At 69.8% G+C, this 20364-nt stretch carries 20 protein-coding genes; 9 read left to right on the top strand and 11 right to left on the bottom strand.

From position 1 onward, the window contains the following. Window positions 1-172 precede the first annotated feature (172 nt). The 4 genes from AC1RN5_RS21890 (at window position 173) to AC1RN5_RS21875 (ending at window position 4946) form a co-directional block, all read left to right on the top strand. Window positions 173-1372 carry an MFS transporter gene (locus tag AC1RN5_RS21890; protein ID WP_493043935.1) on the top strand — a complete coding sequence of 400 codons (1200 nt, stop codon included), beginning with the start codon at window positions 173-175 and terminating at the stop codon, window positions 1370-1372. Window positions 1373-1409: 37 nt separating this feature from the next. Beyond that, window positions 1410-2132, top strand: a complete 723-nt coding sequence (locus AC1RN5_RS21885) for a hemerythrin domain-containing protein (protein WP_493043933.1) — start codon at window positions 1410-1412, stop codon at window positions 2130-2132. Window positions 2133-2234: 102 nt separating this feature from the next. Next, entirely contained in the window at window positions 2235-4424 is a 2190-nt protein-coding gene (locus AC1RN5_RS21880) for a heavy metal translocating P-type ATPase (protein WP_493043931.1), read from the top strand. Between the two features lie 18 nt (window positions 4425-4442). Next, complete coding sequence (locus AC1RN5_RS21875; protein WP_493043929.1) at window positions 4443-4946, top strand: signal peptidase II; 504 nt, start codon at window positions 4443-4445, stop codon at window positions 4944-4946. Here the strand turns inward: AC1RN5_RS21875 and AC1RN5_RS21870 are convergent. The 11 genes from AC1RN5_RS21870 to AC1RN5_RS21820 form a co-directional block, all read right to left on the bottom strand. Beyond that, window positions 4943-5920, bottom strand: a complete 978-nt coding sequence (locus AC1RN5_RS21870; RefSeq protein WP_493044100.1) for a cation diffusion facilitator family transporter — start codon at window positions 5918-5920, stop codon at window positions 4943-4945. The genes AC1RN5_RS21875 and AC1RN5_RS21870 overlap by 4 nt on opposite strands. Then, on the bottom strand, window positions 5895-6722 hold the full coding sequence (locus tag AC1RN5_RS21865; RefSeq protein ID WP_493043927.1) for a ZIP family metal transporter: 828 nt from the start codon (window positions 6720-6722) through the stop codon (window positions 5895-5897). Before AC1RN5_RS21865 ends, AC1RN5_RS21870 begins: the two co-directional genes overlap by 26 nt. A 77-nt stretch (window positions 6723-6799) precedes the next feature. Beyond that, window positions 6800-7153 (bottom strand): hypothetical protein, encoded by a 354-nt coding sequence (locus tag AC1RN5_RS21860; protein WP_493043925.1) that lies wholly within the window; start codon window positions 7151-7153, stop codon window positions 6800-6802. Between the two features lie 122 nt (window positions 7154-7275). After that, window positions 7276-7632 carry a DUF190 domain-containing protein gene (locus tag AC1RN5_RS21855; RefSeq protein ID WP_493043923.1) on the bottom strand — a complete coding sequence of 119 codons (357 nt, stop codon included), beginning with the start codon at window positions 7630-7632 and terminating at the stop codon, window positions 7276-7278. 237 nt (window positions 7633-7869) lie between these two features. Further along, the gene (locus AC1RN5_RS21850; RefSeq protein WP_493043921.1) at window positions 7870-8364 is read right to left on the bottom strand and encodes a copper-binding protein; all 495 of its coding nucleotides are present in this window, start codon (window positions 8362-8364) and stop codon (window positions 7870-7872) included. Between the two features lie 250 nt (window positions 8365-8614). After that, a complete protein-coding gene (locus AC1RN5_RS21845) occupies window positions 8615-9214 on the bottom strand; it encodes a peptidoglycan DD-metalloendopeptidase family protein (protein ID WP_493043919.1) in 600 nt (199 codons plus the stop codon). A 152-nt stretch (window positions 9215-9366) separates the two neighbouring features. Then, on the bottom strand, window positions 9367-9642 hold the full coding sequence (locus tag AC1RN5_RS21840) for a DUF190 domain-containing protein (protein ID WP_493043917.1): 276 nt from the start codon (window positions 9640-9642) through the stop codon (window positions 9367-9369). A gap of 255 nt (window positions 9643-9897) precedes the next feature. After that, window positions 9898-13140 carry an efflux RND transporter permease subunit gene (locus AC1RN5_RS21835; protein ID WP_493043915.1) on the bottom strand — a complete coding sequence of 1081 codons (3243 nt, stop codon included), beginning with the start codon at window positions 13138-13140 and terminating at the stop codon, window positions 9898-9900. Window positions 13141-13171: 31 nt separating this feature from the next. Beyond that, complete coding sequence (locus AC1RN5_RS21830) at window positions 13172-14344, bottom strand: efflux RND transporter periplasmic adaptor subunit (protein ID WP_493043912.1); 1173 nt, start codon at window positions 14342-14344, stop codon at window positions 13172-13174. Then, entirely contained in the window at window positions 14344-15603 is a 1260-nt protein-coding gene (locus tag AC1RN5_RS21825; RefSeq protein WP_493043911.1) for a TolC family protein, read from the bottom strand. Before AC1RN5_RS21825 ends, AC1RN5_RS21830 begins: the two co-directional genes overlap by 1 nt. Before the next feature lie 55 nt (window positions 15604-15658). Continuing rightward, window positions 15659-16069 carry a hypothetical protein gene (locus AC1RN5_RS21820; RefSeq protein WP_493043909.1) on the bottom strand — a complete coding sequence of 137 codons (411 nt, stop codon included), beginning with the start codon at window positions 16067-16069 and terminating at the stop codon, window positions 15659-15661. A gap of 215 nt (window positions 16070-16284) precedes the next feature. Between AC1RN5_RS21820 and AC1RN5_RS21815 the strand changes: the two genes are divergently transcribed. The 5 genes from AC1RN5_RS21815 to AC1RN5_RS21795 all read left to right on the top strand — a co-directional run bounded on the left by AC1RN5_RS21815 (window position 16285) and on the right by AC1RN5_RS21795 (window position 20362). Continuing rightward, window positions 16285-16728, top strand: coding sequence for a MerR family transcriptional regulator (locus AC1RN5_RS21815; RefSeq protein ID WP_493043907.1), 444 nt, complete (start codon window positions 16285-16287; stop codon window positions 16726-16728). A gap of 29 nt (window positions 16729-16757) precedes the next feature. Further along, on the top strand, window positions 16758-17204 hold the full coding sequence (locus AC1RN5_RS21810) for a Fur family transcriptional regulator (protein WP_493043905.1): 447 nt from the start codon (window positions 16758-16760) through the stop codon (window positions 17202-17204). Between the two features lie 347 nt (window positions 17205-17551). Beyond that, complete coding sequence (locus AC1RN5_RS21805; RefSeq protein WP_493043903.1) at window positions 17552-17866, top strand: hypothetical protein; 315 nt, start codon at window positions 17552-17554, stop codon at window positions 17864-17866. 70 nt (window positions 17867-17936) lie between these two features. After that, a complete protein-coding gene (locus AC1RN5_RS21800; protein WP_493043901.1) occupies window positions 17937-19211 on the top strand; it encodes a TolC family protein in 1275 nt (424 codons plus the stop codon). Then, a complete protein-coding gene (locus AC1RN5_RS21795) occupies window positions 19208-20362 on the top strand; it encodes an efflux RND transporter periplasmic adaptor subunit (RefSeq protein ID WP_493043899.1) in 1155 nt (384 codons plus the stop codon). The genes AC1RN5_RS21800 and AC1RN5_RS21795 overlap by 4 nt, the downstream gene beginning before the upstream one ends. The last annotated feature ends 2 nt before the right edge of the window (window positions 20363-20364 follow it).

The raw sequence follows: 20364 nt of genomic DNA, 5'->3' as shown, positions 1-20364 counted from the left end.
GTTGACAGCCCTACGAAATCGAATATCGATAACGAATGCCGTAGTAGTCGCGGCGAAGGTCCTTGTCACGGCTTGAGTGAGCCCTGCCAAGGGACCAGCCGCAGCTTAGAGGATCAGCGCGCAATGGAAACCGGCGGTCCCCTCCCTCCCCTCCAGCGCAGCTGACACGAAGATGGCGCAGGCGACGCCTCGTCGGCCGTTCGCCGGTCTCTCGCGGGACACCGTCCTGCTCGCCTGCGCGAGCCTGTTCGCCGACATCTCCTCGGAGATGCTCTATCCGGTCCTGCCGACCTTCCTGACCCAGTCCCTCAAGGCGGGCGGCAGCGTGGTCGGCCTGGTGGAGGGCGTCTCCCAAGCAGCCCAGAACATCGTCCAGGGCTTCTCCGGATCTTTGTCGGATCGCCTGCAGCGCCGCAAGCCCGTCGCCCTGGTCGGCTATGGGCTCGGCGCCCTGGCCAAACCGTTCATCGGCCTGTCCACGGTCTGGCCGGCGGCCCTGGCCGCCCGCAGCCTCGACCGGCTCGGATCCGGGATTCGCTCGGCGCCCCGGGACGCCCTGATCGCCGGATCGGTGGCCGAGGCCGACCGCGGCAAGGCCTTCGGGCTTGAGGGGATTGGCGACAACGCCGGGGCGTTCCTGGGCCCGTTGCTGGCCCTGGCCCTCCTGGCGGTCTGGCGCATCGACCTGCGCTGGATCTTCTACCTCGCGATCATCCCCGGTCTCTTGGCCGTCCTGATGATAAGTCTGGTCCGCGAGGCGCCCGTGGTGCCACCCCAGGCGAAGGCGAAGGTCGACATCGATCCGCGCCGCCTCCCTGGCCCCTATCGCCGCTACCTGCTGGTCACCGCCCTGTTCGGCATCGGCAATTCCAGCAACGCCTTCCTGATCCTGCAGACCCAGGACCTCGGCGCGTCCCTGCCCATGACCATCCTGATCTATGCCGCCTTCAACCTCGTCGCGGCGCTGATCTCCTATCCGGCCGGCGCGCTCTCCGACCGCCTGGGCCGGCGCAACATCCTGCTGGCGGCCTTCGCCATCTTCCTGGCGGCCTATCTCGGCTTCGCCGCGACCCGAAGCCTCGCCGTCGCCGGAGCCTTGTTCATCCTCTACGGCCTCTTTCAGGGCGTCTTCCGCGCGGTCGGCAAGGCCATGGCGAGCGACTTCACGCCTGCGGCGCTGCGCGCCAGCGGCGTCGGTTGGTATAGCGCCACGGTCGGGCTCTCCGGCCTTGTGGCGAGCCTGATGGCCGGCCTGCTCTGGGACCATGTGGGCCACGCCACGGTGTTCCTCTACGGCGCGGCGTCCGCGATCGTCGGCGCCCTTGCCCTGTTGATCCTGGTTCCGGCGCAGTCCTCACTGTCCGCGCCTTGAGCGTTCACCGTCTTCATCGCCACCTGGGAGTCACCCGATGAGCTCTTCCCCCCAATCCGTCTCGCGCCGCGCCGCCTTCGCCACCGCAGTGGGGCTCGCCGCGGGAACCGCCCTCATGCTGCCGGGTTGCACCAAGGCCCAGGACAAGGAGGACGACGGCGGGGTTTCAGCCAATGAAGACCTCATGCGGGAACATGGGATCCTGCGCCGCATCCTGGTGGTCTACCGCGAGAGCGCGGGCATGATCCGCGCCGGCGCGGCGGACCTCGACGCCGGCGCCCTGGTCGCCGCCGCCGATCTCTTCCGGCGGTTCGGCGAGGACTATCATGAGAAGCAGCTGGAGGAGCAGTATGTGTTCCCGGCGGTCCGCAAGGCCGGCGGCGAGGCCGCGGGCCTGATCGACGCCCTCCTGCGCCAGCACGCCCGCGGCCGGGAGATCAACGACTTCGTCACCGCCACCTGCAAGTCCGGAAAGGTGCCGGCCGGGAACGGCGAACAGCTGGCGCGGGCGCTCGAAGGCTTCGCGCGGATGTATGAGATCCACGCCGCCCTCGAAGACACCGTGGTCTTCCAGGCCTGGAAGGCTTCCATGCCGAAGGCCCAGCTCGCCGACCTGTCGGAGAAGTTCGAGGATATCGAGCTCCAGCAGTTCAAGGGCGACGGGTTCGACCTGGCGGTCGACCAGGTCAAGGCGATCGAACAGAGGCTGGGGCTCTCCGACCTTGATCGCTACACCGCCCCCGCCCTGGGCGGATCCTAGGAGCGCCATCGCGACGGGGAACCCTGATCCGGCCCGCGCAAACGCCTTGCTCCTCTAGTGACTTGAGGATGCAGGCTGGCGTCGCACGAAGGATTCCCGACCATGGCGCTGCTCAAGACCCGTTACCGCATCGAAGGCATGGACTGCGGGTCCTGCGCCGCGAAGATCGAGACCGCCACGCGCCGGGTGGACGGCGTGGCGGAGGTGACGGTGTCGGTCGCCGGCCACAGCATGGTGGTCGAACACAGCCCGCAGACCGATCTGGTCGCCCTGGTGAGGCAGGTGACCGGCCTGGGCTACGGAGTCTCCCCGGCGACACCCCAGCCCCTGGCTGATCCCGCCGCTCACGGGGCCGAGGCCGACTATCCGTGTGTGGAAGGCCTGCACAGCCACGGCGACGACGCCGTCCCGCAGCCCTGGTGGCGCGCGCCCAAGGGCCGCCTGATGAGCTTCAACGGCGGGGCGCTGGTCCTGGCCTTCCTCGGCTCCAGGTTCGCGCCGGCCTCCAGCGACTGGCTCTTCACGGCGGCGATGCTGGTCGGCCTGCTGCCCATCGGCCGGCGCGCCTTCATGGCCGCGCGCGCCGGCACGCCCTTCTCGATCGAGATGCTGATGACCGTGGCCGCGGTCGGCGCGGTCTTCATCGGCGCGTCGAAGGAGGCCGCCGCCGTCGTGTTCCTGTTCCTGATCGGCGAGCTTCTGGAAGGCGTCGCCGCCGGAAAGGCGCGCGCCAGCATCCAGGCCCTCGCCAAGCTTGTCCCCAAGACCGCCTTCCGCGAACGGGCGGGCGCGACCGACGAGGTCCCGGCCGAGGACCTGGTGGTGGGCGATATGATCCTTGTCCGTCCCGGCGACCGCATCGCCGCGGATGGGACGATCGAATCGGGCGCGGGGGAGATCAACGAAGCGCCGGTGACGGGGGAGAGCACGCCGACCCGCAAGGGACCCGGGGACCTCGTCTTCGCGGGAACCGTCAATGCGGACGCGGCCCTGCGCGTGCGGGTCACAGCCACAGCGGCGGACAACACCATCGCCCGCGTCGTGAAGCTCGTCGAGGAAGCCCAGGAGAGCAAGGCGCCTACCGAGCGGTTCATCGACCAGTTCTCACGCTACTATACGCCGGGCGTCGTGCTGGTCGCCCTGGCTGTGGCGCTGGTTCCGCCCCTGCTGTTCGGCGCGGCCTGGCATGGCTGGGTCTATAAGGGCCTCGCGATCCTGCTGATCGGCTGCCCCTGCGCCCTGGTGATCTCGACCCCGGCCGCCATCGCCGCCAGCCTATCGTCAGGCGCCCGGCGCGGCCTGCTGCTGAAGGGCGGCGCGGTCCTGGAGACGCTCGGCAAGATCAATCTGGCGGCCTTCGACAAGACCGGCACCCTGACCGAAGGCAAGCCCAGGGTGACGGACGTCGTCAGCTTCGGAGCCGCCGAGTCCGAGGTCCTGCGCTATGCCGCCGCCCTGGAGACCGGCTCCAGCCATCCGCTGGCGAGCGCGATCCTGGCCAGGGCCGCGGCGGACGGGATCGCCATCCCCCAGGCGACGGACGCCGCCGCGGTCGGGGGCAAGGGCGTCACCGGGACGGTCGAGGGCGCGCGGATTTTCCTGGGCTCCCCCCTGGCGGCGAGCGAACAGACCGCCCTCGGCGCCGAACAGACCGACCAGATCACCGCCTTGAACGACCAGGGCAAGACCGTCTCCATCGTCCTTCGCGACGGCGCGATCCTGGGCGCCATCGCCATGCGCGACGAACCCCGGGCGGACGCCCTGGCCGGGCTGAGGCTCTTGAAGGCGGCCGGGGTGCGCACCGTCATGCTGACCGGCGACAATGAACGCACCGCCCGCGCCATCGGCGAGCAGCTCGGGATCGAGGTGCGCGCGGGTCTGATGCCGCAGGACAAGCAGCGGATCATCCAGGGCTTCCAGGCCGAGGGCTTCAAGGTCGCCAAGATCGGCGACGGGATCAACGACGCACCGGCCCTGGCCGCCGCCGACGTGGGGATCGCCATGGGCGGCGGGACCGATGTCGCCCTGGAGACCGCCGACGCGGCCGTGCTTCACGGGCGCATGGTCGATGTGGCGGCCATGATCGCGCTCTCCAAGCGGACCATGGGCAATATCGGTCAGAACATCACCATCGCGCTCGGCCTGAAGGCTGTGTTCCTGGTTACGACCATCCTGGGCGTCACGGGGCTCTGGCCCGCCATCCTGGCCGACACCGGCGCCACGGTGCTGGTCACCCTGAACGCAATGCGACTGCTCCGGCCGCAGGTTCTCAGTCGCACCCAGTCAGCCTGATCCGGCACAGGCGAGGCGATGGCTCCCCCAGCAGAGACAGATGTCCAACCAAGGGCGCGAACCCAATGGCCGCTCGGCGTCTTCATCGCCATCGTCTGGGCGTGCTGGGACCTGACGGCCAAGGCCCTGCTCGAAGACCGCCTCATGTATGGGTCCGACCATCGACAGGTGCTGACGCCGTGGCTGGACCTTCGACTGTCTTACGATGCGGCGGTGTGGCCCGCCGCCTCGCTACTGGGTTCTGCGGCGGCCGCCGTGGCCTTGCTGTTGCTGCTGGTCAGGATTCGGCGGGCCTCGTCAGCGGTCGCTATCAGCCTCGGGCTCGGCGGCTTCCTGGGTGATCTGCTCGATCAACTGCCAGACCGGACGCTGACCCATTTCATTGCGCTTCACCCGTTCGGGTTCGCGATTCCCCCCTTCAACTTCTCCGAAGTCGGCATCGGGGCCTTCGCCGTCTTCGCCACGGTGGAGATGCTTCGTCGGCTGGCTCGAAGCCCAGCCGATCGGGCCTCCAAACCCTAGACCAGGTCGTCCGAAACCAAAGCGCAGGGCGGACCGTCGCCGGTCTCGAACTGCAGGGTGACATGATTGATGCCGAACTTTGTCTTGAGCTGATCGGCGATCTGCGCCGTAAAGGCGTCGTCCACCTTGCCGTCCGCCCGAACCAGGTGAGCGGTCAGCGCAATCTGGGTGGTGCTCAGCGGCCAGATGTGCAGGTCGTGGACGGACTCCACGCTGTGCAGGCTGGCGAGGTGCGCATGCACTTTGTCGCGGTCAACGCTTTCTGGAACGGCGTCTATGGCCATCGCCAGGGAGTCCCTCATCAGGCCCCAGGTTCCGAGGGCGATCACCACGACGATGCCCAGGCTGACGACGGGATCGAGCCACAACCAGCCTGTATAGAGGATGGCGAGCCCCGCCAGGACCACGCCCGCCGAAACTCCGGCGTCCGCCGCCATGTGCAGGAAGGCGCCGCGGATGTTGATGTCGGATTTCCGACCGCGCATGAACAGCAGCGCCGTGGCTGTGTTGATGACGATGCCGATACCCGCGACGATCATCACCGTCTCACCCTGCACAGGGCTCGGCGTATCGAAGCGGCGGATCGCCTCCCAGGCGATGGCGCCCACAGCGATCAGCAGCAGGACGGCGTTGCCCAGGGCGGCGAGGATCGAGGCCCGGCCATAGCCATAGGTGCGCTTGGACGTCGGCTTCTTCCGGCTCAGCCAGGTCGCGCCCCAGGCCAGGAGCAGCCCGGCGACATCGCTGAGATTGTGGCCGGCGTCGGCCAGCAGGGCTAGGGAATTGGCGATGATCCCATAGGTCGCCTCGATGGCGACGAAGGCGACATTCAGGCCCACCCCGATGGCGAAGGCGCGGTCGAAATTGGCCGGGGCATGGCCATGGCCACCGTGTCCGCCGTGGCCATGATCGTGCCCTCCAGAGCCGTGGTCGTGGCTGACGTCGTGATCATGCGTGTCGTGATGTCCAGCCATGTCGAGCTCCGATTGCGCGGGCAGGGTCACATCTCCAGTCGCTAGAGGAGCAAGAACTTAATCCGAGGCTCGTCGGAGCGGACGACGCGGCGGCCGGAAGACCCTGCGACTCTGGCGTGGTTTCCATCAGGTCGGCCAGCAGCAAAAGCAGCAGGAAGCCGACGAAGAACATCGCCGCGATCCAGGGCCGATCCGGAGTCTCATGGGCCTCGACCAGCAGTTCCTCGGTGACCAGGTAGAGCAGCGCCACCAGGCCAAAGGCGAGGAATCCGGTCACGACAGGCCCCGGGAGCAGGCTGATCGGCGCGCTCAGCAGCGCCCCCAGCGGCAGGAGCAGCACCAGGAGCGCGGTCACCGCGACCGACCGGAACCGACTTCGCGTCTCCAGGCCAACGGCGATGGTCAAACCCAAGAAGAGGATCTCAATCGTCAGGGCGATGGTCAGCAATAGTCCCTGGGTCTGGCCTGCCAGGAAGGCCAGTCCCAGCACCAAGCCGTCGATGAAGATATCGACGCCGATCGTCGTCAGCATCGCCACCCGACCGGAGGCCCGCGCCTCCAGGGTCTGGATCAACAGCATGACGGCGATGCCCGCCCCACCGCCGATCATCACCGGCCAGACCGCACCGGCGTGCTTCAGGTCCGGGAGAATCTCGCCCGCCGCCGCGGCGAAGACCACCCCGGCCGCGAAATGCTGGATGGCGCTCACTAGCTGGGGCCCGGGACGCCGCCAGGCCGTCAGCCCGGCCCCGAGGATCGCCGCCCCAATCGGCGCCAAGGTGAAGAGGAGGACCTGCATCATGCGGCGACACCGCGAACGGGCGCCCGTTCCGCGCCGGCGGCGGCCCCCGTGGACCCCGCTCATCCGCCGCGGCCCCTTCACTCGGCGGTTAGGCGAAGGGTCTGGCCGGGTTCAATCCGCCAGTTGGTGGGCAGATTGTAGAAGCCGCAGCCTCGCCGGTGCGGCGTCAGACCCCAGATCGATTTGGAGACTTCCGCCACCGGATCCCCGGCTGAGGTCAGCAACTCCAGGCGCAGACGGGTCGGCGCGAGTCCCCAGGCGATCTTTCGGCAGAGCGCGCCATGGACGCGCACGCCGTCCGGGCCCGCGAGCAGATCCGGCTTGCCCAATTCGAAGCCGCGTGGGGCCTGGACCGAGACCGGCGCCTCCACAAGCTTGGCGCCGCCGTAAGGACCTGTCGCGCACCCCATCAGGCTCGCGGCGAAGGCCAAGACAAACATCGTTCTCATTGTGACGCGCCCCCTCTGCGTTCCGGACCTTGCATCGACGGCGACCGAGATCGCGGGCCTGCCATCGGTCCGTCGGCCACCGCGAGACGTCACGCTCAGGGTCGCTAGATCGTCGTCGCAGGTCTGGCCGCTCGTCCGCCGTAGCGAAGGACCTCGACCTTCTCCATGGTCATCAGGCCGATCTCGCGCAGATCGCCCAGTTGCGAGACAAAATCCCGTAGGCGCTGCTCCTCGTCGATCAATTCGATCACCACCGGAAGGTTGTCGTTGAGGTCGAAGGGGCGGTGCTGATGCACATGGGCCGACTGCCCAAACCCCTGGATGGCGCGCAGGACGGTCGCCCCGGCGAGACGGGCGCTCCGGGCCCGGCGGACGATGTCCTCCACCAGGGAGTGGTCTCCGTGCAGGGCGTGCTCGTCGGTGTAGATCCGCAGCAGGACAGCTGAACCTGAGGCTTCCATGCTTCTCCCCCATATGGCGCGATCTTCGTCGCGTTTCGGTGTCCGCAGAGGTCCATAGGGCCGCCTGCGCGACGAGCCAGATAAGCATGGTTTTGACGGGACTCACGAGGGCTAAGATCAAGGCATGCGGCGCCGCCGCGCCGGAACACCCGCCCGCCGCCCTCGCCGTCGGGGCGAAGGCTAAACTGCTCCGGAGGGGACCAAACCTCGCAGCCGACCGATCCGTAGCCACCGCACTCATCGCGGCGCGTCCGGCCGCACGGCCCAGGCCGGGTCGGGCGGCGGCGCGGCGGTGGCTTGGGACTTGGCGGGCCCGAAGGGGCGCAGGTCGACGATCTGCTGGCTGTCCAGCCGGAACCACACTTTGTCGCCCACCGCCACCCCGTCGAGCAGGGCGGTCTTGCTCAGGACGAACGGCATTCGCCCGGCTGGCCAGTTCAGTCCCTCGATCGCGTCATAGGCTAGGCTCACCCGTCCTGCCCCGCGATCAATCCCTTCGACGACACCGACGCCGACGATTTCGCTCAGGCTGACCAGGGGCGGCGGCGGCGGGGCGACTCGGCCCCGCGGCGCGGGCCGGGAGGCGCGGGAGGCCGGCGGAAGGCCCGTTCGGCTGGTCCGCCCGGTCTGGGCGTCCGCCGGGCCCGCCAGGGCGAGGCCGATCATCAGCAGCGGCAAAGCTTGTTTCATGGGGGCCTCCAGGCCGGTTCGGGTCTTGCGGGTCAGGGTCATGGCGCGCGTCACGCAACGCCCTTGGGGTAGGGGGCCAAGGCGCCGCGCACAGCAGCGGCGTGGGCCGGCGGAAGTCCGGTTTGGCGTCCCTCCGGGAGAACCGCCGCCGCACCCAGCCGGGGGTGAACGGGCAGCGACAACAGCAGGGCCAGCGCCACGGCCAGGAACGCCGCCGAGGCCACCAACAGGGCCACCGCCCAGAGCACGGGCCTTGGGGACCCGCCGGTCCTGGGATGTCGGGGGCGGCTTGTCACGCCGTCGGTCCGCGGTCTGGGCCGGACGCGGTCGGCAGCACCACGAGCGGATCGAGGCGGCCTCCCCGCCTGCCGGTCAGCTCGACGTGGACGTGGTTGGTCATGCCGGCCGGATACCGCCCGGCCAGGTCCTGCGCCTGTCCAATGAAGTCGCCGGCGGCGACCCTCCGGCCCAAGGGCACTGCCGGCCCGACATAGAGGACGCGGGCGATGTAGCGGGTCGCTGGGTTGGCGATCTCCACGTAGGTCAGCCCGTCTCGCCCGCCATAGGCTTCGCCGAGCCGGGTCACGATCCCCGAAATCGGCGCGCGGATCGGCTCACCCGGCGCCGCGACAAGATCGACTCCCTGATGGGCGCGACGTCCGCCGTCCCGAGGTGCGCCGAAAGCGCCCGACCCGTAGGCGTCGACACCCCGGACGGCATGGTCGACGGGTCTGGCCAGATCGAGGCGGCCGTCGCCATCCAGGTCCACGCCGATCCTCGAGACCGCCGCACTCGGCTGCGTCCGCACGTCGGTCGAGGCCGTCGAGTCCCGGGTCACCACCGCAGCGGCCTGGCCGCCCAGAAGGAAGCCGGCGCCCAGTCCGACGAGCACGGTCGCGACCAACCCCACCCGGCCGGCGTGGCGCGACGGGGCCGCAAACCCGCAGGATACACGCTCCCAGGCCCTGCCCGCCAGCCGCTGCACAGCGCATCGGGCCGAACGGCGAGCGTCGTCCCCACCGCGAGGCGGAACTGGTCTGGCCGTCATGGATGCGACTCGGCGTGATGGCCGCCGTAGCGCAGCACCTCGACCTTCTCGAAAGTCACCAGACCGATGTCCTTGAGGTCCTGCAGCGTGGCGATGAATCCGCGCAGGCGATCTTCCTCATCCACGATCTCGATGACCACCGGCAGGTTGTCGCTGAGGTCGAAGGCCCGTGCCTCGTGGATCCGGGCCGACTCGCCAAACCCCTTGCGCCCGCGCAGGACCGTGGCCCCGGCGAGGTGGGCGTCGGCCGCGCGCCTGACGATCACGTCCACCAGGGCGCGATCGCCGACCAGAGCGCGTTCATCGGTGTAGATGCGAAGTAGGACAGCTTGGCCAGGGCTCTGCATTGAGATCTGCCTTCCGATTATGTTGGCGAATGGGATGGAGAGGTCTTCGTCCAGGGTCGATCCGCCCGAGACGGGAGAGCGGTCACGTTGGCCGCTTTGCGGTTCCGTAGTCGCGTCATAGGCGTTCCTTCACTCAAGGGGATCCGCCGGCGTGGATGGGGGTCCACGCCAGCGCCCCGGTCACGGCGTGGTGGGGGACAGCGCCGCCGGGCTGTCATCTGGGACATTTCGATCGCGGCCCAGGCGGAGGATGAGGAGCGATATGGCCGGCAGCACCACCAGGGTGACCGCCGTCGCGGTGATCAACCCGCCGATCACCACCATGGCCAGGGGCTTCTGCACCTCGGCGCCGGTGCCGTGGGCCAGGGCCATGGGGATGAAGCCGATGGCCGGAACCAATCCGGTCATCAACACCGGCCGGAACCGCTCCACTGCGCCCTGGTAGATGGCCTGCGCCAAGGGCGCGCCGTCGTCGATCCGCTGGCCAATGCTGGTCATGACCACCAGGCCGTTCAGAACCGCCACCCCGGCCAGCACGATGAAGCCCACCGCCGCGGAGATGGAGAAGGTGATGCCGGTTACCGCCAGGGCGAAGACCCCGCCCGCCAGGCCAAGGGGGATGGCGGCGAACACCGCCCCCGCCCGCGCCAATCCGCCCAGCGCCATGTAGAGCAAGGCGAAGATGGCGATGAAGCAGATCGGCACGACCAGGCTGAGCCGCGCGGTGGCCGCCTTCAGGTTCTCGTATTGGCCGCCCCAGGTGATCCACGATCCGGTGGGCAGGGCCACCTGCGAGACCTTGGCCTGGGCCTCGGTCACGAAGGAGCCGATGTCGCGGTTGCGGACATTGACCTGGATGACCACCCGGCGCTTTCCGTCCTCGCGGCTGACCTGGTTGAGGCCGTCGGAGAACCGGAACTGCACCACTTCGCGCAGGGGCACCGAGCGCTTGACCTGCCCATCGGCCGCCGGAAGCATCACCGGCAAGGCTCCCAGGATATTCAGGTCGTTGCGTTGACCGGCCGGCACCCGCACGACGATGTCGAAGCGCCGGTCTCCCTCGAAGACCTCGCCGGCTTCACGGCCGCCGAGCGCGGCGGAGACTGTGTCGGCGACCTCCTCCACGGTCAGGCCGAACCGGGCGATGGCCGCCCGGTCGAACCGGACCTCGAGGGTCGGCGCGCCGGCGGTCTGTTCGACGCGGACCCCTTCGGCGCCCGGGATCGACTGCAAGGCCGCGCCGATCTTGGCGGCCGCGGCGCTCATCTTCTCCAGGTCGTCGCCATAGAGCTTGATGGCCACGTCGCCCCGCACCCCGGCGATCAGTTCGTTGAACCGCATCTGGATCGGCTGGGTGACCTCGTAGGCGTTGCCCAGCAAGGGCGCCGCCTTGGCCTCGATCCGGGCGATCACGTCGGCCTTGGACTCGACCCCCTTTGGCCAGTCCTTCTGCGGCTTGAGGATGATGAAGCCGTCCGACTGGTTCACGGGCATGGGGTCGGTGGCCACCTCGGCGGTGCCGGTCTTGGAGAACATCATCTCCACTTCCGGCAGCGAACTGACCGCCTTCTCCACCTGCTGCTGCATGGCCTTGGATTGCTCCAGGGCCGTGGACGGGATCTTCAGCGCCCCCATGGCGACGTTCTTCTCGTCGAGCTGGGGGATGAATTCCTGCCCCAGGGTGGTGAACACCACCCCGGCCAGGGCGAAGACCCCAATGGCGCCGCCGATGAACGGCCACGGCCGGTCGATCGAACGCTGCAGGACGGGCTCATACCAGCGCTTGGACCACTGGATGATCCGGACCTCCTTCTCGGCCACCTTGCCCCGCATGAGGATCGCCACCATGGCCGGGACGAAGGTGAGCGACAGGATGAAGGCCGCGCCCAGGGCCAGCATGATGGTGATGGCCATGGGCGAGAAGGTCTTGCCCTCCACGCCGGTGAAGGTGAGCAGCGGCGCGAACACCAGGAAGATGATCGCCTGGCCATAGACCGTCGGCCGGATCATCTCCTGGGCGGCGCGCAGGACGGTTTCCAGGCGTTCGCGCAGCGCCAGGAGCCGGCCTTCATGGTGTTGTCTTTCCGCCAGCCGTAGCAGGCAGTTCTCGATGATGATCACCGTGCCGTCGACGATCAGACCGAAATCCAGGGCGCCCAGGCTCATCAGATTGCCGGGCACCTTCAGGCTGTTCATGCCGATGGCCATCATCAGGAACGAGAACGGGATAATCAGCACCGCGATCAGGGCGGCGCGGACGTTGCCCAGCAGCAGGAACAGGGTGGCGGCCACCAGGATGGCGCCTTCGGTGAGGTTGCGCTGGACGGTGGCCACCGTGGCGTTGACCAGCACCGATCGGTCGAGGGTGGTTTGGACCACGACGCCTGGCGGCAGGGACGTCTTGACCTTCGCCAGCTTGTCGCCCACCGCCTTGGCGACGGTGCGGCTGTTCTCGCCGATGAGCATCAGGGCGGTGCCGATGACGACCTCATCACCGTTCTTGCTGGCCGCGCCGGTGCGAAGATCACCCCCGACCCGGACCGTGGCGACATCGCGCACCGCGACCGGGACTGTGCCCCGGGTGGCGATCACGGCGTTCTCGATCTCGTCCAGGTCGCGCACCCGGGCGTCGGCGCGCACCAGATAGGCTTCGCCGGAGCGCTCCAGGAAGTTGGCGCCCACCGACAGGTTGGCGGCCTCCAGGGCCTTGGCGAGGTCGGTGTAGGACACCCCATAGGCCGCGAGCTTGGAGGGGTCGGGCTCGACCACGTACTGCTTGGCGTAGCCGCCGATGGAGTCGATGCCGGCCACCCCGTTCACGGTCCGCAGCTGCGGCCGGATGATCCAGTCCTGCACGGTGCGCAGGTAGCCGGCCTGGGCGACAGGGTCGCCCAGGCGCTCGCCTTCCGGAGTGAGGTAGGCGCCGTCGGCCTGCCAGCCCGGGACGCCATCCCGGCGCGCCGCGCCGCGGCCCCCGGGGTTGGCGAACTCGACCGAGTACATGAAGACCTCGCCAAGCCCGGTGGTCACCGGCCCGATCTGCGGCTGCACGCCGGCCGGCAGGCTGTCGCGGGCTTGGGTCAGTCGCTCGGCCACCTGTTGCCGCGCGAAGTAGAGGTCGGTCTTCTCCGTGAAGATCGCCGAGACCTGGCTGAACCCGTTGCGGGAGATTGAGCGGGTGGTCTCCAGGCCGGGGATTCCGGCGAGCGCGGTTTCCACCGGGAAGGTGACGCGCTTCTCGATCTCGATCGGCGACAGCGCCGGGGAGACGGTGTTGATCTGGACTTGGTTGTTGGTGATGTCGGGGACGGCGTCGATCGGCAATTTGGTCAACTGCCAGCCGCCGTATATGGCGATCATCAGGGTCAGGATGACGACATACCAGCGTCCCTGCACCGCGAGAGAAAGGATGCGGCCGATCATTGCGCCAAGTCTCCGCGCTCGAGGGAATGGGTCATTCTTCTTCCGCGCCCTTCCCGAGCTCGGCCTTCAAGAGGAAGGCGTTCTTCACCGCGATCTGCTGGCCGCCGGCGAGGCCCTCGGTGATCGCCACGCGGCCGCCGGAACGTTGGCCGAGCGCGACGCGCTGCACCCGGAAGCCCTTGGGCGTGCGCACGAACACCACGTCATGGCCATCGATCGTCTGCACGGCCTCCTCCGCGACCACGATCCCGCTGGTCGCCGACCGGCGAGACGTGATCCGGGTCCGCACCAGCTGGCCCGGCTGCAGGACACTGGCGTCCCCGGTGAGCGTCAGGACCACGGTGGCCGAGCGAGTTTCCTCGCTGACCCCGGGGGTGACGGACCGGACGACCGCATTGACCACGGCCCCGGAGTTGACCTCCACCACGGCGGTGTCGCCCGGCTGGATCAGCTGGGCGTCGGTGGCGGTGACCGCCGCCTCGATCTGGATCTTGGCGGGGTCGGAGATCCGGAACAGCTCGGTCTCCGGCTGTACGAAAGCCCCCAGGCTGGCCCCCATGGCGGTGATGCGCCCGGAGATCGGGCTGGTCACCGCCAGATAGCGGCCGTCGCGGGAGACGGATGCGGCCCCCGCCGCCGTGGCGGCGCGCCGCGCCTCAGCCTCGGCCGCCGCCAGCTCGGCCTGGGCGGCCTCATAGTCCTGACGGGGGCTGACCTTCTGCTCGTAGAGCCGGCGCTCGCGAGCCAGGACCTTGCGGGCCAGGTCGGCCTTGGTGGAGGCCACGCTGCGGTCGGCGGAGATCTGCGCGGCCTCGCGGCTCTCGACCAGGGCCAGGGTTTCGCCGGCGCGCACGGGGTCGCCCAGGCGCTTGGTGACCCGGGCCACCGAGCCTGACGCCCGCGCGGTGAGCACCGCCATTCCGGTGGGCTCGGCCTCGACCGTGCCCTGGGCGACGATCTCGGCGGCCAGGCCGCCGACGGCGACCGCCTGGACCTGGACACCGGAGGCGACCAAGCGGGCCAGGTCCATGTCCAGGGCGCTTGCCGTCGCAACTTCCGCTTCCCCGTCCGCGGAAGCTTCTACGACTGACGCGGCCTTGGGTGTGGTCAGCTTGGCAGCGGTGAAGCCGGCGCTGGTGGCGGCGACGAGCGCGACGCCCGCCAGGAGCCACTGACGGCTGAGGGTGGGGGATTTACGAGGCATCAACGGTCTCCAATGGGGCGGCCTTCCAGGCGCGCCAGGCCGGCCTCGGCGCGCAGACGCGCCAATTGGGCTTCGAGGGTCTGGGCGCGCGCATCGGCCAGGGACCGGCGCGCGGCGATCAATTCGACAAGCGGCGCCTTGCCCGCCTCGTAGGCGATCCGGGTCAGGCGGAAGGCCTCGGCGGCCGTCCCCTCCCCGTCCATGGCGGCGGCGACGCGGGTCTGGGCGGCGTCGACCTGGAACAGGGCCGTGCTCAGCTCCGCCTGGGCGTCGAGCCGCGCGGCGTTGAGGCGCGCCTCGGCCGCCTGTAGCTCGCCCTGGGCGGCGGTGATGTTGCCGCGGTTCTGGTCGAACACCGGGATCGGCAGGGAGAAGCCCGCCACCACGGCGGTGGAACCGTCGCCGCTGAACCGGCGCATGCCGGCCGACACCGTCAGGTCCGGCACGGCGCGGGTGCGCTCGACCCGCACCCGACGGGCGGCGGCCTCCCGTTCGGCCTCAGCCGCCAGGACCGCGGGCGTGGTCGACAGATCCACCGGACGACGCGTTGCGCCGCCGGGCCGCGTCAGCAGGCTTTCACCAAGCGAAGTGAAGGGCGTCGGCGATCCCACCAGGGCGGTCAGGCGGGCGAAGGCGCCAACCTGCTCGGCCCGGGCGGCGTCCAGGTCGGCGCGGGCGGCGGTGACCGCCGCCTGGGCCTGCAGGCTGCGCAGTTCCGCCTCCTTACCGGCCTCCACCAGGGCGCGGGCGACCCGCAGCACGTCCTGCGCCAGGGTCAGGGACTCCTGCGCCAGGGCGACCTGCCGTTCGGCCGCCTCGGCCTGGGCGTAGGTCGCCGCCAGGGTGAAGGCGAAGTCGGCCCGCGATTGGGTCAGCCGGGCCCGCGCCGCGTCGAGGCCAGCGCGGCCCGCCGCGATCCGGGCGCTCCGTTTGCCGCCGAGTTCCAGCGGCTGGCCAATCGAGACGGTTGTCTCAGCCAGGTCGTTCCCGCGATACGGGCCCGACCCGTTGAAATTCTCGACCCCGACCGTGGCGGTGGGGTTCGGCCGCGCCGCCGATTGGCGTGAGACGCCCTCGGCCTGACGCACTCCGGCGACGGCCTCGGCGAGTTGGGGGGCCGACGCCTGGGATTGGCGAAGCAGCTCCGCGAAAGCCGGGGCGGGCTCGGCGAATGACCGGCCGGCGGGCGCAAGTGCGCTGACCAGGGCGATCGCGCTCACGAAGCCGCAAAGCGGCCCGCGACGCAGGATGAGTGACATGGTTCTGGATGTTCCCTTGGACCTAAGACGACGACGGCGCTCACGCGCGACGAGGTCAGGTCCTGGGGGGACGATCCAAGCGGGAGGCGGCCGCCATCAAGACGACGGTGGCGGTCCGGGCGGGCCAGGCGGCCGCGGGTTCGACAAAGGCCAGCAGCAGGCCGTCAGGAGCGGCCAGGCTGAGCGCGTGGGAGGCGCAGTGTCCGGTGCAGTCCGCGGCGCCGCCGAAGCTCTTACCGTACGGCGCCTTGGCATCCGCCCCCCCAAGGCCCGAGCCCGGGGCCTTGCCGTCAAGGGTTTGCTCGGCGACGGCCTTGTCGCCGTCGAAGGCGGCGTGGGCGGTGGAGTTGTTGACGAAGCCTGCGACCAGGATCGAAAGCACCATGAGGCAGGTCATGGCCAGACGTTGGCTCAGCGCGCCGAACATCAGCGCGGGAATCGCAGCCTTGATGCGGGAAGCTCTCATCGCGGCGGCCTTACTACCTTTCAATCGCCAATGAGCAAACCCTTTCTGGACCCCGTCGGGAAAACCAGTTCGCCACGCCGCGTGCGCCGGCCGACCGGGCGCGCCACGTGCGGGACCTCGCTGCAGAATCGTTGGCCACCATTCGGTCATTGACCCTGAATGGATCCTCTAGTTACTAGAGGAGCAAGCCTCAAATCGATCGGATGAGAAAAGTCATGGACCTCCCCATCGGCGCCCTGGCGAAGGCGAGCGGGATGAAGATCCCCACCATCCGCTTCTACGAGCAGATCGGCCTGCTGCCGGAGCCGCACCGGGCGGGCAACAACCGGCGCATCTATGGCCCGCAGACCGCCAAGCGCCTCGCGTTCATCAAGCACGCCCGCCAGCTCGGCTTCGCGGTGGAGGCGATCCGGACGTTACTGGACTTGGCCGACCATCCCGACCGTGCCTGCGACGACGCCGACGCCCTGGCGGAAGAGCACCTGGCGGCGGTGGAGTCGAAGATCGCCCAGCTGGAGGCCCTGCGCACCGAACTCAGGCGCATGGTCTCAGCGGGCTGCCAGGGCCCGGCGGCCCAATGCCGGGTGATCGAGACCCTGGCCGACCATACGCTTTGCGCCCATGACCACGTCGCCCCCGAGTACGCCTTGCCGGCTTGACCATGCGCCTCGATTGCCCGCACCCCCCAATGGCGCCGCCCGACGCCCGCTCGCTCGCCGAACGCCTGGCCTCGGCGCGAGCGCGGTGCGAGGCGGCCGACGAGCGTTGGACTCCGCACCGGGCGCGAACCTACGAACTCCTGATTGGCGCCGGGAGGCCGGTCAGGGCCTACGATCTCCTCGCCGTCTTTGATCCCCCGCGCGGCGCGGCGAAGCCGGCGACTGTCTATCGGGCCCTGGATTTCCTGCTCGCCCTGGGCCTGGCCCACCGGCTGGAGAGCCGCAACCTGTTCGTGGCCTGTACCAGCCCCGGTGCGCCGCATAACGCCCAGATCCTGATCTGCGACTGCTGCGCGCGTGCTTTCGAACTTGAGCTCGGCGCCGGCGAGATGATCGAACGCGCCGCCGACGAGCACGGCTACGCGCTCACCGGATGGCTGGCGGAAGCCAGCGGCCTGTGCCCCGCCTGCCACTAGGCTCGGTCGGCTAGCCGGCCGGTTGACGCGACGCCCAAGTCTTCCCGGGCGCGACGGGGTCACGCCCACGCATCCCGTTGCGCGCGGGGCGCTCGACCAGATGATAGGCCGCGATGGAGGCTGCCAGGCATACCGCGAAGACCACGGCCCAGCCGGCCCACAGGGCCGCCGCTGGTTTGGGATGGCGAATTCCGAGGCATCGGCCCCGCGGCCCAGCTGCGCTCACCGCCAAATCTTGCGGCCCTGACGATCATCTCGTAAGAGGGGCCATGATCAGAGGGGCCAGAGCTGACTCGCTCGCCGCGGGATGTGCGGTCACGCCGCCCATGGCCCTGGGCCGTTGGCTCATGACGCTTCTGGTCGCGCTCAGCCTGACCCTGTCCGCCACCCCGCAGTTTCACCATCACGATATGCCATCGCAGACGTCGCCGGCGGTGATGCTGGAGACCGCGCCGCAGGATCTGGAGCGTGAGGGCACGATGCTGCATGCCCTGTTCGGCCACAACGGCGCCGGCCACGGCGGCGCCCACGGCGAAGCCTTGCCCGAGCTCGCAGACTTCACGATCGCCACCGATGCGTCGCGACAGAAATGGCCGTTCGCCCAAGGCCAACGCCTGACCTCGCAGGACGCTACGACCCCGCTACGCCCTCCCAGAGCCTGAGTTCTCAAAACCCCCACGCGGCCAGGCCGCGTGCGCGTCATCGAGTTCCTAGGTCTCAACGAGGATAATCATGCCTATCGTCTTACGCTGGCGGCCGCGTCTTGCGGCCTCGACCAGCGTTGCTCTCGCGGCAAGCGTCGCGATGGGCCTTACGGGTTCGGCGCGCGCCGAATCCGCTCCCCCCTATCTCGACCTGCTCCGAAGCGCCGCGTCCGCGCCTCGCCTTAGCGCGGCGGCGGCGGAAACGCGGCGCGCGGAAGGCCTGGCGCGCCAGGCCGGCGCTAGGCCCAATCCGACCCTGAGCATCGTTTCGGAGAACTTCTCGGGTTCCGGCCCGTATCGGGCCTTCGACGGCGCCGAGACGACGCTCCAGGCCAGCCTCCCCCTCGAACTGGGCGGCCAGCGCGCGGCCAGGATCGCCGCCGGCCGGGCCGAGATCGAAGCCACCCGGGCACGGGCTAAGCAAGCTCAGGCGGATTTCGCCTTCGACTTGGCCATGGCCTATGCCGCGGCCGAGGCGGCGGACCTTCGCGGGGCGCGGGCCGAAGACGACGTCGCCGCCGGCCGCGAGGACGCCCGAGCGGCGCGGGCGCTCGTGGACGCAGGCCGGGAGGCCAACCTGCGCGCCCTTCAATCGGAAGCCGCCCTCGGCGCCGCCCAAGCCGAACTCGATGTCGCCAGGGCCGCACGAGAGGCGGCGTTCGCGCGGTTGGGCGCGCTTGCGGGGTCCCCCCGGCCGATAACCTCCATCGGTCACAGCCTTCTGAACCTCGCGTCGACGCCGGCGGCCGCCGCGAGGGTGTTCGATCCGCTCGGGAGCCCGCTCTACATCGCGGCCTCGGCGGAACGGGAGGCCGCCGCGCGCCTGGTGCGGGTGGAGCAGACCCGGGCGATCCCGGACCTGACCGCCTCGGTGGGCGCGCGTCGGTTCGCCGCCGACAACTCGACCGCGACGGTGGCCGGCCTGTCGGTTCCCTTCCCGCTGTTCGATCGCAACAGGGGCAATATCGACGCGGCGAGAGCCGCCCTTCAAGCCGCGGACGCCCGGCTGGAAGCCGCCCGGCTCGACGCCGAGGCGGAAGGGCGCGCCGCGCTGAGCCAGATCGCCGCGAGCCAAGCGCGGCTCGACGCGACCGTGGCGTCGGAACGGACCGCCGCGGAGGCCTATCGGCTGTCTCGCCTCGGATACGAAAGCGGGAAGACCTCCCTACTCGAACTCATCAACGCTAGGCGCGCCCTCGGCGCGGCCCGCAGCGCCATCGTCGAAGCCCGTGTGGCCCGGACGGGCGCTGAAGCCGGCCTGGCGCGGCTTCAAGGCCGCATTCCGTTTGGAGACGCCCAATGACAAGTCGCAAGATCATGCTCTACGCCGGCGCCGCAGCCGCCGTCGCCGGCGTGGTGTTCATGACCACCCGTCCGACCCCGCACCCCCCCACCGACGCGACAGCCGCGGCCGCTGAGGCTCCCATCCCCGCGGGCGTGACGATAACCGGCCCCGAGATCGTCACATCCCAGATCAAGGTCGAGGCCGTCGGGGCCGGCGGTGTGGACGCCCGAATTCTCGCGCCGGGGACGGTCACCGCAGCGCCGGACGGCCAGGCGGTCCTGACCGCCGGCGCCGCAGGCACGGTGACCCGGATCTTCAAGCGCCTGGGAGAAAGCGTCCGGGCCGGCGAGACCGTCGCCACCTTGGTCAGCCGCGACGCCGCGACGATCGTCGGCGAGCGCGGCATGGCCCAGGCCCGCGCCCAACTGGCCCGCCAGCAGGCTGAGCGCGAACGGCGGCTGTTCGAGCAGGGAGTCTCGCCCCGCCAGGACTTTGAAATCGCCGAGTCCAACCGCCTGAGCGCCGAGGCCCAGGTCCGCGCCGCGACCCTCGCCGCAGGCGCGGCGCGAGTGTCGGCGGACGGTCGCTCGATCGCCGTGGTCAGCGCCGTCTCCGGCCGGCTGACCGCCGCGCCCGCCACGCTGGGCGCCTTCGTGCAACCGGAAACCGAGCTGTTCCGGGTCACCGATCCGGCGCGGATCCAGGTCGAGGCCTCGGTCGCCGCGGCTGACATCGCGCGCATCCGCGCGGGCGGCCGCGCGGGCGGCCGCGCCGAGGTCTCCACCGCCGACGGTCGCACCCTGGGCGCCCGGGTGCTGTCCGTCACTCCAGGGGTCAACGCCCAGACCCGCCAAGCCACGGCGGTCCTGGCTGTCTTGGGGGGCGAAGCCCTGGCGCCAGGCCAGATGGTGCGCGCGGAGATCTTCACCGTATCTGCCGACGAGGCCAGCGGTGTCACCGTGCCTCAGAACGCGGTGCAGACCGTGGGCGGCCGCGACGTGGTGTTCGTGCGCACCGACAAGGGCTTCCGCGTCCAGCCGGTGACCATCGTCCGGCGCAGCGGCGGCAGGGTCCAACTGTCGTCCGGCGTCGCCGCAGGCGTATCGATCGCCACCGACAACGCGTTCCTGCTCAAGGCCGAGCTCGGCAAGAACGAGACGGAGGACTGAGC

Source organism: Phenylobacterium sp. GW821-FHT12F10 (assembly GCF_058806695.1).
The sequence above is the reverse complement of the archived record's forward strand: the minus strand, read 5'-3'. Positions and strand labels throughout refer to the sequence as shown.

Excerpts from the sequence above, each read along its gene's own strand:
- AC1RN5_RS21890 (WP_493043935.1), top strand. The coding sequence starts at position 173 with ATGGCGCAGGCGACGCCTCGTCGGCCGTTCGCCGGTCTCTCGCGGGAC.
- AC1RN5_RS21885 (WP_493043933.1), top strand. The coding sequence starts at position 1,410 with ATGAGCTCTTCCCCCCAATCCGTCTCGCGCCGCGCCGCCTTCGCCACC.
- AC1RN5_RS21880 (WP_493043931.1), top strand. The coding sequence starts at position 2,235 with ATGGCGCTGCTCAAGACCCGTTACCGCATCGAAGGCATGGACTGCGGG.
- AC1RN5_RS21875 (WP_493043929.1), top strand. The coding sequence starts at position 4,443 with ATGGCTCCCCCAGCAGAGACAGATGTCCAACCAAGGGCGCGAACCCAA.
- AC1RN5_RS21870 (WP_493044100.1), bottom strand. The coding sequence starts at position 5,920 with ATGGCTGGACATCACGACACGCATGATCACGACGTCAGCCACGACCAC.
- AC1RN5_RS21865 (WP_493043927.1), bottom strand. The coding sequence starts at position 6,722 with ATGATGCAGGTCCTCCTCTTCACCTTGGCGCCGATTGGGGCGGCGATC.
- AC1RN5_RS21855 (WP_493043923.1), bottom strand. The coding sequence starts at position 7,632 with ATGGAAGCCTCAGGTTCAGCTGTCCTGCTGCGGATCTACACCGACGAG.
- AC1RN5_RS21850 (WP_493043921.1), bottom strand. The coding sequence starts at position 8,364 with ATGACCCTGACCCGCAAGACCCGAACCGGCCTGGAGGCCCCCATGAAA.
- AC1RN5_RS21835 (WP_493043915.1), bottom strand. The coding sequence starts at position 13,140 with ATGATCGGCCGCATCCTTTCTCTCGCGGTGCAGGGACGCTGGTATGTC.
- AC1RN5_RS21830 (WP_493043912.1), bottom strand. The coding sequence starts at position 14,344 with ATGCCTCGTAAATCCCCCACCCTCAGCCGTCAGTGGCTCCTGGCGGGC.
- AC1RN5_RS21825 (WP_493043911.1), bottom strand. The coding sequence starts at position 15,603 with ATGTCACTCATCCTGCGTCGCGGGCCGCTTTGCGGCTTCGTGAGCGCG.
- AC1RN5_RS21820 (WP_493043909.1), bottom strand. The coding sequence starts at position 16,069 with ATGAGAGCTTCCCGCATCAAGGCTGCGATTCCCGCGCTGATGTTCGGC.
- AC1RN5_RS21815 (WP_493043907.1), top strand. The coding sequence starts at position 16,285 with ATGGACCTCCCCATCGGCGCCCTGGCGAAGGCGAGCGGGATGAAGATC.
- AC1RN5_RS21810 (WP_493043905.1), top strand. The coding sequence starts at position 16,758 with ATGGCGCCGCCCGACGCCCGCTCGCTCGCCGAACGCCTGGCCTCGGCG.
- AC1RN5_RS21805 (WP_493043903.1), top strand. The coding sequence starts at position 17,552 with ATGACGCTTCTGGTCGCGCTCAGCCTGACCCTGTCCGCCACCCCGCAG.
- AC1RN5_RS21800 (WP_493043901.1), top strand. The coding sequence starts at position 17,937 with ATGCCTATCGTCTTACGCTGGCGGCCGCGTCTTGCGGCCTCGACCAGC.
- AC1RN5_RS21795 (WP_493043899.1), top strand. The coding sequence starts at position 19,208 with ATGACAAGTCGCAAGATCATGCTCTACGCCGGCGCCGCAGCCGCCGTC.